This is a genomic window from Polaribacter sp. 2405UD43-2, assembly GCF_058147125.1.
The window spans coordinates 243,908-255,956 of record NZ_JBYVJX010000003.1 but is presented as its reverse complement, the minus strand read 5'-3'; the positions used below and the strand labels follow the sequence as shown (position 1 = coordinate 255,956).

General features: G+C 29.1%; 13 protein-coding genes. 6 read left to right on the top strand and 7 right to left on the bottom strand.

Translation table 11 applies throughout. From position 1 onward, the window contains the following. Window positions 1-6: 6 nt before the first annotated feature. The 5 genes from ACY2RX_RS06385 to nadC all read right to left on the bottom strand — a co-directional run bounded on the left by ACY2RX_RS06385 (window position 7) and on the right by nadC (window position 5,400). The gene (locus tag ACY2RX_RS06385) at window positions 7-843 is read right to left on the bottom strand and encodes a sterol desaturase family protein (protein ID WP_490103138.1); all 837 of its coding nucleotides are present in this window, start codon (window positions 841-843) and stop codon (window positions 7-9) included. Window positions 844-969: 126 nt separating this feature from the next. Continuing rightward, entirely contained in the window at window positions 970-1,659 is a 690-nt protein-coding gene (gene folE, locus ACY2RX_RS06380; protein ID WP_490103137.1) for a GTP cyclohydrolase I FolE, read from the bottom strand. Between the two features lie 87 nt (window positions 1,660-1,746). Continuing rightward, on the bottom strand, window positions 1,747-3,390 hold the full coding sequence (locus ACY2RX_RS06375) for a histidine--tRNA ligase (RefSeq protein ID WP_490103136.1): 1,644 nt from the start codon (window positions 3,388-3,390) through the stop codon (window positions 1,747-1,749). Window positions 3,391-3,509: 119 nt separating this feature from the next. Next, entirely contained in the window at window positions 3,510-4,448 is a 939-nt protein-coding gene (locus ACY2RX_RS06370; RefSeq protein WP_490103135.1) for a YihY/virulence factor BrkB family protein, read from the bottom strand. Between the two features lie 94 nt (window positions 4,449-4,542). Next, window positions 4,543-5,400: a carboxylating nicotinate-nucleotide diphosphorylase gene (nadC, locus tag ACY2RX_RS06365; protein ID WP_490103134.1), complete on the bottom strand. Its 858-nt coding sequence runs from the start codon at window positions 5,398-5,400 to the stop codon at window positions 4,543-4,545. Window positions 5,401-5,506: 106 nt separating this feature from the next. Between nadC and rlmH the strand changes: the two genes are divergently transcribed. The 6 genes from rlmH to ACY2RX_RS06335 all read left to right on the top strand — a co-directional run bounded on the left by rlmH (window position 5,507) and on the right by ACY2RX_RS06335 (window position 9,972). After that, window positions 5,507-5,980: a 23S rRNA (pseudouridine(1915)-N(3))-methyltransferase RlmH gene (gene rlmH, locus ACY2RX_RS06360; protein WP_490103133.1), complete on the top strand. Its 474-nt coding sequence runs from the start codon at window positions 5,507-5,509 to the stop codon at window positions 5,978-5,980. Window positions 5,981-6,092: 112 nt separating this feature from the next. Then, on the top strand, window positions 6,093-6,671 hold the full coding sequence (locus ACY2RX_RS06355; RefSeq protein WP_490103132.1) for a non-canonical purine NTP diphosphatase: 579 nt from the start codon (window positions 6,093-6,095) through the stop codon (window positions 6,669-6,671). A gap of 49 nt (window positions 6,672-6,720) precedes the next feature. Further along, entirely contained in the window at window positions 6,721-7,749 is a 1,029-nt protein-coding gene (locus ACY2RX_RS06350) for a FecCD family ABC transporter permease (RefSeq protein ID WP_490103131.1), read from the top strand. Between the two features lie 111 nt (window positions 7,750-7,860). Next, window positions 7,861-8,658 carry an ABC transporter ATP-binding protein gene (locus tag ACY2RX_RS06345; RefSeq protein ID WP_490103130.1) on the top strand — a complete coding sequence of 266 codons (798 nt, stop codon included), beginning with the start codon at window positions 7,861-7,863 and terminating at the stop codon, window positions 8,656-8,658. A gap of 69 nt (window positions 8,659-8,727) precedes the next feature. Next, window positions 8,728-9,768, top strand: coding sequence for a M28 family metallopeptidase (locus ACY2RX_RS06340; protein WP_490103129.1), 1,041 nt, complete (start codon window positions 8,728-8,730; stop codon window positions 9,766-9,768). 3 nt (window positions 9,769-9,771) lie between these two features. Next, the gene (locus ACY2RX_RS06335) at window positions 9,772-9,972 is read left to right on the top strand and encodes a hypothetical protein (RefSeq protein WP_490103128.1); all 201 of its coding nucleotides are present in this window, start codon (window positions 9,772-9,774) and stop codon (window positions 9,970-9,972) included. A gap of 91 nt (window positions 9,973-10,063) precedes the next feature. Here ACY2RX_RS06335 and ACY2RX_RS06330 read toward each other — a convergent pair whose 3' ends face one another. Both ACY2RX_RS06330 and ACY2RX_RS06325 read right to left on the bottom strand, forming a co-directional pair. Continuing rightward, a complete protein-coding gene (locus ACY2RX_RS06330) occupies window positions 10,064-10,237 on the bottom strand; it encodes a Gfo/Idh/MocA family oxidoreductase (protein ID WP_490103127.1) in 174 nt (57 codons plus the stop codon). Between the two features lie 74 nt (window positions 10,238-10,311). After that, window positions 10,312-12,012 (bottom strand): sodium:solute symporter family protein, encoded by a 1,701-nt coding sequence (locus ACY2RX_RS06325; RefSeq protein ID WP_490103126.1) that lies wholly within the window; start codon window positions 12,010-12,012, stop codon window positions 10,312-10,314. Window positions 12,013-12,049 lie beyond the last annotated feature (37 nt).

Sequence of the window (12,049 nt, the reverse complement as noted above, 5' to 3'; positions counted from 1 at the left end):
ATAAAACTAAACATCTTCAAAATTAGTAGGTTTTCTATAGCCTTGAAAAGGTTGTTTTAATAATTCTTTTAAAGAAGAATTTTTAACTTCATCAGGAAAAGTATCTACACCATACACAATTTTTTCACGGTCTAATTCTTTATAGGTTCCAAAAATTCTATCCCAAATAGAAAAAATGTTTCCGTAATTAGAATCTGTAAATGGCAACTTATAATGATGATGAATTTTGTGCATATCTGGAGATACAATAAAGTAACTTAAAAATTTATCCACCTTTGGTGACATTTTTAAATTTGCGTGTGTAAATTGTGTAAAAATTAACGACATAGATTGATACAACATTACTATTGCAATAGGTGTGCCAACCACAAAAACGCCTATCAAAGTAAATACAAAACGGATAACACTTTCTATTGGATGATGCCTGTTTGCAGTAGTTGTATCTACCTTATGATCAGAGTGATGCACCAAATGCACCATCCATAAAGGCTTTACTTTATGCTCTACAAAATGTGCTAAATACGCACCAAAAAAATCGAGAAATAGTACGCCTAAAACTACATATAACCAAAGTGGCATTTCTGGTAACCAATTAATCAATCCAAAATTATTTACTTGCACCCAATCTGCAGTTTTTAACAACAAAAAAGCCAAAGTAAAATTTATAATTATAGTTGTTAAGGTAAAAAACAAATTAGGAAAAGCGTGTTTCCATTTTTTATAATTGAATTTAAATAAAGGAAATGCCCCTTCTAATAACCAAAAAAAAGTAATACCTCCTACTAAAATTACACTTCTATGCAAAGACGGAATTGTTTCGAAATAATTATAAATAGTTTCCAAATTGATTTTATTTTTTACTAAAATAGAAAAACTTTTTTTAAGTTGAACAAACAGATGTTTCTTAAAACTTAAAAACCGTTTAGAGTGCTCTAAACGGTTTTTAAATATTCTGTATTTACCTGATTATCAATCGAAATCAGTATCCATTTTTAGATAATCTAAAAACTCTCTTTTCGTTTCTTTATTTTTAAACTTACCACCAAATTCTGCTGTAACCGTAGAACTTTCTATGTCTTTAATTCCTCTAGAATTTACACACAAGTGTTTAGCGTCTATAACACAAGCAACATCTTGTGTTCCTAAAGCTTCTTGCATTGCTTGTACAACTTGCATTGTTAAACGTTCTTGAACTTGTGGTCTTTTAGAAAAATATTCTACAATTCTATTCATTTTTGATAAACCAATTACTTTACCGTTAGAAATATAGGCAACGTGTGCTCTACCAACAATGGGCAACAAATGATGCTCGCAAGTAGAATATACAATAATATTTTTCTCAACTAACATTTCACCATAATTGTAATTATTGTCAAACGTAGAAGCTTTTGGCATATTTGCAGGATTTAATCCCATAAATATTTCATTTACAAAAGATTTGGCAACTCTTTTGGGAGTTCCTTGTAAACTATCATCGGTTAAATCCATTCCTAAAGTTTCTAGAATGTCTTTAACACTTTCCGTGATTTTTGCTATTTTTTCTTGATCAGAAATAGCAAAAGCATCTGCTCTTAACGGAGTTTTAGCTGATGTACCAACGTGGTTTTCTCCTATTTCTTCAATTCTTTCGTCATTCATTTTGCTGTTCAATTCAAACATTTCAATCTTAATTAAAGTGCAAATTTACGTGTTTGCAACGTATTATTATAGTTTCTTTATAAATTATAACTATAAAACAATAGTTACTTATTTGTTTAACTGATTTACCAATTCTGATAAAGAGCATTCTGTTTGTTGTCCAGAAACTCTGTTTTTTAATGTAAATACATTGTTTTCTACTTTAGAAACTACAAATTCAATTTCTCTGTTGGTAACGTATTTCCATTGTCGTTTTTGCGCCTTATTACTTTCACCCAAATCAGGATATAATTCACATTTAACACCTTTTTCTCTTAAAACTTTAATGGCTTTCATTTTAGCAATATCTGTAGTTGCCTCAAAATTTAAGAAAATTACTTTTGGTTTTGGGTTATCAACCGTTTTAAACAAACCTAATTCTTCTAAAACCAAATAGATTCTGTCTAAACCAAATGAAATTCCAACTCCACTTAAAGGTTCTTTTACTCCAAATAAAGCTGTTAAATCGTCATAACGTCCACCACCACCAATAGAGCCCATTTTTACGCCTTTTGGTGCAGCAACTTCGTAAATTGCACCTGTGTAATAGTTTAAACCTCTTGCTAAAGTTACATCGAGTTCTAAAGCTGCTGTTTCTAAACCAAGTTCTTCTATTGAATTGATGATAAAACGCAAATCTGAAACACCACTTTTTCCTTCTTCAGAAGTTAATAACATTTCTTCTAAAGAATTCAGTTTATCTAAATTAGAACCTGTAAAATTGAACAATGGTTGTACTTTTTCAATGGCTTGTTCTGTAATTCCTTTGGATAGCATTTCTTTAACAACACCGTCTTTACCAATTTTATCTAACTTATCTAAAGCCACTGTAAAATCGATGAGTTTGTCTTGTGCGCCAATTACTTCTGCAATACCTGATAATATTTTTCTATTATTGATTTTAATAGTTGTTCCTGCTAAACCTAATTTGGTAAAAACAGTATCATACAATTGTACAAACTCAACTTCTTGCCAAAGTGATTTGCTCCCTACAACATCTGCATCACATTGAAAAAACTCTCTAAAACGTCCTTTTTGTGGTCTGTCTGCTCTCCAAACAGGTTGTACTTGATAACGTTTAAAAGGAAATGTAATATCATTTTGATGTTGTACAACATATCTTGCAAAAGGTACAGTTAAATCGTAACGTAGCGCTTTTTCGGAGATTTTTGAAGTAGCTATTTTAGAGTTTAATAATTCCTTTTCTAAAAAATATTCAAAAAAATCTATAAATACAGAATTTCTATAGTGAGCTTTAAGGGCAGTATCATCCAATAACTTATACTCTTTAGACATTTTAATTAAAATGTCTTTCTTGTTATTAAAAAAAGATTTTATTATTTTTAATTGTTCTTCAATTTTAAATTCTAAAGAAATATCTGTTTCATAAATATTATTCCAATATTTTTCTAAATCATTTACAAATAAATGCTCAACCAAATTCATAAAATCACTTGATAAATCACCTATCTCATAGCTTCTATCCTTTAAACTTTTCAAGTAATCCCCAGAATTTAAAATCTTAAAAATAAGCCTATCACCTTCTTCACCATATTTTCCCATTAAAGTCGATGAATTTTCAAAACTCGGAGTTTCTATGGGTTGAAATCCGAAAGTTTCAAACGCAGTTTTAATCGTGTTTATAATGTATGTACGATTGGCAACTTCTGTTGGCGAAAAATCTCTTGTTCCTTTTGGGATGCTTGGTTTCATTATCAGTTTTTAGTTTTTAGTTTTTAGTTTTTAGTATCATCACTCAAAACTAAAAATTTAAAATTCAACACTTGCAATTGTAAATTGCGCGTGCAAATATCGTGAAAAACTTATAAAAGTTAAGTAGTTGTACAATTTTTATTTCGCTGTCTTAAACTGTATAAAGACGCATTTAACTCAAAGCCTAATAAGAGAATTATGGCGTTTAACCAAACAAATAACATCAATATTAAAAGTGTACCAATAGAACCATATAATTGATTGTATTGTGCGAATTTTATGACATAAATTCCGAATAAATAAAAGGTAAACAAAGAGACAACTGTAGTTAGAATTGCGCCAGCAGAAAAGAATTTGGTTTCTTTTCCTTGTTTAGTTCCATATCTAAAAAGTAAAGAAACAATAGTAAAAATCATTACTAAAAATAAAAAGCCTCTACCATAATAAAAGAGGTTTAAATCGCTGGTGTTTAGCCAACCATTTTCATCAATCTTAGATAATGCAACTTGATACAATATGGTTAATGTAATTGTAACAATTAAAAAAACTGACATCAACAAAGAAACTCCTAAAGACACAAAATAGGTTCTAAAAATGTTTCTAATTTCTGTTACGTGATAAGAATATTCAAATCCGCCAAAGATGGCATTTACGCCATTTGTCATCAAAAAAATGGATAATACAAAACCAAAAGAAAGTAAGCCACCATATTGATTGTTAATAATATCGCCTAAAACAACATTCACTGCATCAAAAGTTTGCGGTGGTAAAGCTTCTTTTATTAGCGAAAATAATCCTTCTTGAAAACCTTCTATGGGAATGTAAGGAATTAGCGTTAAAATGAATAACATAAACGGAAAAACCGCCATAAAAAAACTGAAGGCAATTCCGCCTGCTCTTGTAGTTAATGCACCTTCTACGATGCCAATGATGTACATTTCAAAAACATCATATAAAGACATTCCTTCTAAACCTAGAACTTTAATTTTTTTTCCAAATTTTACCAACAAATTTACAATTGGTATTTTTTCTAATTTGTCTTCTATTTCTTTTGACATTATTTTGAGTTACAAAGTGGCAATGTTAAAAATAGTGACAAAGTTTCAGAGTTTACTTTTTTGACTTTGAAACTTTGCAACTATTTTCACAACTCTAAAAAGCTTTTAAGCTTAAATCTAAATTATAAACCGAATGCGTTAAAGCGCCAGAAGAAATATAATCAACCCCACATTCTGCGTATTTTCTAATGGTATCTTCGTTAATTCCGCCAGAAGATTCTGTTAAGCAAGTATCACCAATTAAATCTACAGCTTTTCTGGTATCTTCATAATTAAAGTTATCAATTAGAATTCTATAAACTCCGTCATTAGAAAGAATTTCTTTAATTTCTGTTAAACTTCTTGCCTCTACAATTATCTTAATATCTAATCCTTTTTCTGCTAAATATTTTTTTGTTTTTGTTATTGCTGCAGTAATTCCGCCAGCAAAATCTATATGATTATCTTTTATCATTACCATATCATATAAAGCGAATCTATGGTTTTTTCCTCCACCAATTTTTACCGCCCATTTTTCTAAAGCTCTAATTCCTGGAGTTGTTTTTCTGGTATCTAAAATTTTGGTTTTTGTACCTTTTAACAAATTAGCAAAAAAAGCAGTTTTTGTAGCAATTGCAGACATTCTTTGCATTGCGTTTAACACCAAACGTTCTGCCATTAAAATGGATTGTGATTTACCAGAAACATAAAAAACAACATCTCCATACTTTACTTTTTCACCATCATTTATAAAAGTTTCTACTTTTAAATCTGTATCTACATATTTAAAAACTTGTTTTGCAAATGCTACACCAGCAATAATTCCATCATCTTTTACTAATAATTTAGCTTTTCCTTTTGCATCCGCAGGAATACAAGAAAGTGATGTATGATCTCCATCACCAATATCTTCTCTAATCGCATTTTTTATAATGATGTCTAATTCGTTTTGAAATTGTTCTTTTGATATCATAATTCTTTAATTCTGATGTAAAAATAGTATTTTAATTATGAATTACGAATTATCAATTACACCAATTAATTCATAATTATACATTTGTAATTAGTAATTTTGAGGTATGAAAATTAAATTACTCGCCATTGGTAAAACTGACAATAAAAACTTGATTCAGTTAATTGATGAATATCAAAAACGTTTAAAACATTATATAAAGTTTGAACTAGAGATAATTCCTGATATTAAGAATGTAAAGAATTTAAGTAAATTTCAACAAAAAGAAAAAGAAGGGAGTTTAATTTTATCTAAATTACAAAATACAGATCAATTAATTTTGTTAGATGACAAAGGAAAACACTATACTTCTATCGAGTTTTCTAAGTATTTACAGAAAAAAATGAATTCAGGAATTAAACAGATGGTTTTAGTAATTGGTGGTCCTTATGGTTTTTCTGAAGCTGTTTATAAAAAATCTCAAGGAAAAATATCTTTATCAAAAATGACATTTTCTCATCAAATGATTCGTTTATTTATTGTTGAACAATTGTACAGAGGTTTTACAATTTTAAAAAATGAGCCTTATCATCACGAGTAGAAAAGCCTATCTTAATCTTCCCAAAAGGAAGAAACTCATACTCTTGAAAAAGTTTTTATGAATAAAAACTTTGTAACTTTGAACCTTTAAAAACTTTGCAACTTATAAAAAAATGAAATTAGTCTTTGCAACCAACAATTTAAATAAGTTAAAAGAAGTTCAAGAAATGTTACCAAATTCAATACAATTGTTGAGTTTAAAAGACATTCATTGTTTTGATGAAATTGATGAAACAGAAAACACTTTAGAAGGAAATGCGAAGTTAAAAGCTGCTTATATTACACAAAAATTCGGGTATCATTGTTTTGCTGATGATACAGGTTTAGAAGTAGAAAGTTTAGATGGAAAACCTGGAGTATATTCTGCACGTTTTGCTGGTGAACCTGCAAACTCTGAAAAAAATATGCAAAAATTATTAACCGATTTAGAAAATAAATCTAACAGAAATGCACAGTTTAGAACTGCAATTTGTTTAAATATTGATGAAAAACACTTTTTATTTGAAGGCATTTGCAAAGGTAAAATTTTAACCAAAAAGCAAGGCGAAAAAGGTTTTGGTTACGATCCTATTTTTAAACCCCAAGGTTTTAACAAATCTTTTGCAGAAATGACTTCGGAAGAAAAAAACAGAATTTCGCATAGAGGAATTGCAATTCATAAATTAGTTGATTTTTTAAAGGATTTTAAATAAAAATAACAGACCTCACAGGTTTTAAAAACCTGTGAGGTCTTATTACAGAATGAAACAAACAAACTACACAAAACACTTTATATTCTTATCAGTTTTACTGGTTGTATTGTTTTTTCTAAACATTTGTTTGGGTTCTGTTTCTATTCCTTTTAAAGATATTTTTAAAACTATAACAGGTAGTTTACCAGCCAAAGAAAGTTGGGAAACTATCATTCTTAATTTTAGATTACCAAAAGCAATTACTGCTGTTTTAGTTGGTTCTGGTTTGTCTATTTGTGGATTGCTGATGCAAACATTATTCAGAAACCCATTAGCTGGACCTTTTGTTTTAGGAATCTCTTCAGGCGCAAGTTTAGGAGTTGCTATTTTAATTTTAGGTTCATCCGTTTTTGGAGGTTTTTTACTCACCAATTCCGTTTCTAATTGGTCTTTGCCAATTGCAGCAAGTTTAGGAGCTTTTTTGGTTTTATCAGCAGTAATAATTGCCGCCAATAAAGTTAGAAATACAATGTCTATTCTAATTATTGGACTGATGTTTGGCAGTTTAACATCTGCAATTATTAGTGTTTTGGCATATTTTAGTGAAGCAGATCAAATTCAGCAATACTTATTTTGGAGTTTTGGAAGTTTAGGTAATTTATCTTGGAGTGAAATCTTAGTTTTTGTAATTATTTATGCAATTGGAATTTTAGGAACTATATCAGTAATAAAATCTTTAAACAGTTTTTTGCTAGGTGAAAACTATGCAAAAAGCTTAGGAATTAATGTAAAGAAAAGTAGAAATATTATTTTATTGATAACTAGTATTTTAACAGGAGTTATTACCGCTTTTTCTGGTCCAATTGCTTTTGTAGGCCTAGCTGTTCCTCATATTGCTAGAATGCTGTTTGCCAGTTCTAATCATAAAATATTATTACCTGCAGTGGCAATTATTGGTGCTATAGTTTTATTAATTTGCGACAGTATTGCGCAATTGCCAACAAGTGAGTTTACACTCCCAATAAATGCAATTACTTCTTTGTTTGGTGCGCCAGTTGTAATTTGGTTGTTAGTTAGAAAAAAAAGAATATTTGTGTAGAATTAGTAACAAAGTAAAAAAGAGTTGCAAAGTGGCAAAGTAATTAATCATTACTATAAAATTCTTCAACTCTAAAACTTTGAAACTCTAAAACTTTGAAAATTTGAAAATTTGAAACTAAAAAATAAAAACATTATTCTAAAAACTGAAAATCTATTCATAGGTTATCAGCAAAAAAAGATAGATAAAATTGTTGCTACAAACATCAATTTAGAAATTGAAAAAGGAAAACTAATAACTGTTTTAGGTAAAAACGGAATCGGAAAATCAACCCTTTTAAGAACACTTTCTAAAGTACAAAAACCAATTTCTGGTAACGTTTTTATCAACCAAAAAAAAATAAAAGAACTTACTGAAAAAGAACTTTCTACCCAATTAAGTTTGGTCTTAACAGAACGCTTACCAGAAAGCCAACTAACAGTATATGAGTTAATTGCTCTAGGAAGACAGCCTTACACAAATTGGATTGATAAACTGACCAAAACAGATATTCAAAAAATTGAAACCGCTATAAAACAAACAGAAATTGAACATTTAAAGAACAATCGTTTTTATGAATTGAGCGATGGTCAATTACAAAGAGTTCTCCTTGCAAGAGCATTAGCACAAGACACAGAAATTATTATTTTAGATGAGCCTACTGCGCATTTAGATATGCATCATACTATTAAAATTTTCTCTTTATTAAAAAGGTTGGTATCAGAAACTAAAAAAACAATTATCATTTCTACCCACGAAGTAAATTTAGCCATTCAATTAGCTGATGAGATTGTTCTTTTATCAGAAAAATCTTTTCATTTTGGCAATCCACAAGAACTCATCAATAATAATGCTTTTGATGATTTATTTCCAAAAGAACTCATCAATTTTAACAGAAACTTACAACAGTTTGTCATCAACAAAAGTTAAATTTGATGTTGCTGTAACTTTTTGTTACATTTGAGTACAAATCAATTTAATAAAATACTTTTTTAATCGATGAAAAAAATACTATTTGTTGTTGGAACACTAACTTTTATAGCCTGTGGCTCTAGTCAAAATGTATCAAAAAATAACGATGCAAATGTAGATCAGGCTACAAAATATGCCGCTACAATTACTGCAAAAGATCTAGGAAAACATTTATTTATCTACGCTTCTGATGAGTTTGAAGGTAGAAATACAGGAGAACCAGGACAAAAAAAAGCTGTAAAATATTTAAAGGATTTTTATGTAAACCAAGAAATTGTTTCTCCTATGGAAGGTGATGATTATTTTCAAGAAGTGCCTGCAGAATGGTTAAATAAAAATGCAAGAAGAGGAAAATTAAAAGATTCTGAAAATGTGGTTGCATTTATAAAAGGGACAGAAAAACCAGATGAAATTGTAGTAATTTCTGCACATTTAGATCATGAAGGAATTAAAAACGGAAAAATTTATAATGGCGCAGATGATGATGGCTCAGGAACAGTAGCAATTTTAGAAATTGCTGAAGCTTTTAAAATGGCTGCAAAAAATGGTAAAGGACCTAAAAGATCTGTATTGTTTTTACATATTACAGGAGAAGAAAAAGGTTTGTTAGGTTCTAAATATTATACAGAAAACCCTTTATTTCCGCTCGCAAATACTGTTTGTAATTTAAATATTGATATGATTGGTAGAATTGATGACAGACATAAAGCTGACCCAAATTATGTATATCTTATTGGTTCTGATAAATTAAGTACAGAGTTGCATAATTTATCTGAAGCTACAAACAAAAAATACACCAACATTAGTTTAGATTATAAATATAATGATGAAAATGACCCTAATCGTTTTTACTATAGATCAGATCATTACAACTTTGCAAAACACAACATTCCTGTTATTTTCTATTTTAACGGAACACATATAGATTATCATAAACCAACAGACACTCCAGATAAAATTAATTACGAATTGTTAGAAAACAGAACACGTTTAATTTTTTATACAGCTTGGGAAATTGCTAATAAAGAAACAAGAATTATTGCTGATAAAGCAGCAGTAACTAAGTAATAAATGAACAAAAAAACCTTATTTCTAATTGCTGGGATTTTAGCATCAATAGTATTTATTGGATATTTAACGGAAACAGAACCAAAAACATTTTTTGGTTTTTCAGTGAATATTTGGATAATAAGAATAGTGTGGGTTTTATTTGCTTTTTCAAATTTTGTGAATTATTTCAAAATTAAAAAAGAAGAAAATAAATCAAATTAAAAAGAGACTGTTTTAAAAGTAAAATTTAATTCTATTATTTCTAGAACGCTATCTAAAGTTTTAATTAGCTTTTTTAAAAACTTAAAAGTCATTATATTACTTTTCTTTTTGTTTGATACTGTTCTGCAAATTGATTTGCATTTGATTGACTTCTTGAAGCTACTGCAATTAATTCTACGTTTTCAATAGTTGCTAAATCTGTAGCAAATTTATGGGCAATTTTTCCAAGACCTATTATTCCCAATTTTATGGTTTTATTATTCATTTTTGTAAATTATAGACCTCACAGGTTTTAAAAACCTGTGAGGTCTATATTTCTAAATAATTTTCAGCTAAACTTTACCGAACTTTAAATTCTTTTTTAGCAATAAAATACTGAATCAAAACAGCAATTGCCATAACCAAAACACACCCCAATAAATTCAACCATAAATAAGGCAACCAATCTAAAAAGTAAACTACTACAATGATAGTCTGAGTAATTAAAGCTGCAATAAAAACAGCATTTCCTTTCACAAACTTAATAAAGAAAGCCAAAAGAAAAATCCCCAAAACATTCCCATAAAAAATAGAACCAATAATATTTACCAGCTGAATTAAATTATCGAATAAATTGGCAATACAAGCCACAGAAATTGCAATTAATCCCCAAAGTAACGTAAACCATTTAGAGGCTTTTACAAAATGTGCTTCGCTTTTTACCGACTTTACATTTCGCTTGTACAAATCTATTGCTGTTGTACTTGCCAAAGCATTTAATTCTGATGCTGTAGAAGACATTGCTGCCGATAAAATTACTGCCAATAACAAACCAATTAATCCTCTTGGCAAATTGTTTAGTATAAAGTGAATAAACACATAATCTTTATCATTAGATTCAATTTTTTCAATAGAAGTTTCATCAATCTTATCAATAATTTTTCTGGCGGATTCTTTTATTTCTAAATCTCTTTTATTTAACAATTTTATTTGTGCTTTTTCATCAACTTGAAAACCATCTAACAGCAAAGTTTTTTTCTGATTTTCTATTGCATTATGCTCTTTTTCTAAAGCTTTGTATGCATTTTTAAAATTAGAATTTGCAATAGCATCATCTACCTTTGGATTAAAATTTAATGGCGAATTATTAAATTGGTAAAACACAAAAACCATTACCCCCACTAACAAAATAAAGAATTGCATTGGCACTTTTAGAAGCCCATTAAAAATTAAACCCAGTTGACTTTCTCTAACAGATTTACCTGATAAATAACGTTGCACTTGACTTTGGTCTGTACCAAAATAGGAAAGCATTAAAAATGTTCCGCCAATAAAACCTGTCCAAACTGTGTATCTATTATTTAAATCGAAAGAGAAATCTAAGACTTCCATTTTACCACTTGCGCCAGCAATTTCTAATGCTTTTGTAAAAGTAATATTGGTAGGAAGCTGATTTATAATCATATAAAAGGCGATTAACATTCCAAAAAAAATGATAACCATTTGTTGTTTTTGCGTAACATTTACGGCTTTTGTACCTCCAGAAACTGTGTAAATAATTACTAAAAAACCGATAATGATATTCAAAGTCAATAAATCCCAACCCAATACTGCACTTAAAATAATGGCTGGTGCAAAAATGGTAATTCCTGCTGCCAATCCTCTTTGAATTAAAAATAAAATAGCTGCTAAACTTCTGGTTTTTAAATCGAACCTACCTTCTAAAAACTCATATGCTGTATAGACTTTTAACTTGTGATAAATTGGGATAAAAACCACACAAATAATAACCATTGCTATTGGCAACCCAAAGTAAAATTGCACAAAACCCATTCCGCTATGAAATGCTTGTCCTGGGGTTGATAAAAACGTAATTGCACTTGCCTGTGTTGCCATTACAGACAAACCAATAGTCCACCATTTGGTGTCATTTCTGCCTTTAATGTAATCTGTTACGTTAGTATTTTTGCGAGTTACATAGGTTCCGTAAACAACAATAAAAATGAGTGTTCCCGCTAAAATTATCCAATCTATTATGTGTAATTTACTTGCTATTTCCATCAATTAAATTGTAAAATAATTGGTGATAAAATAAAAT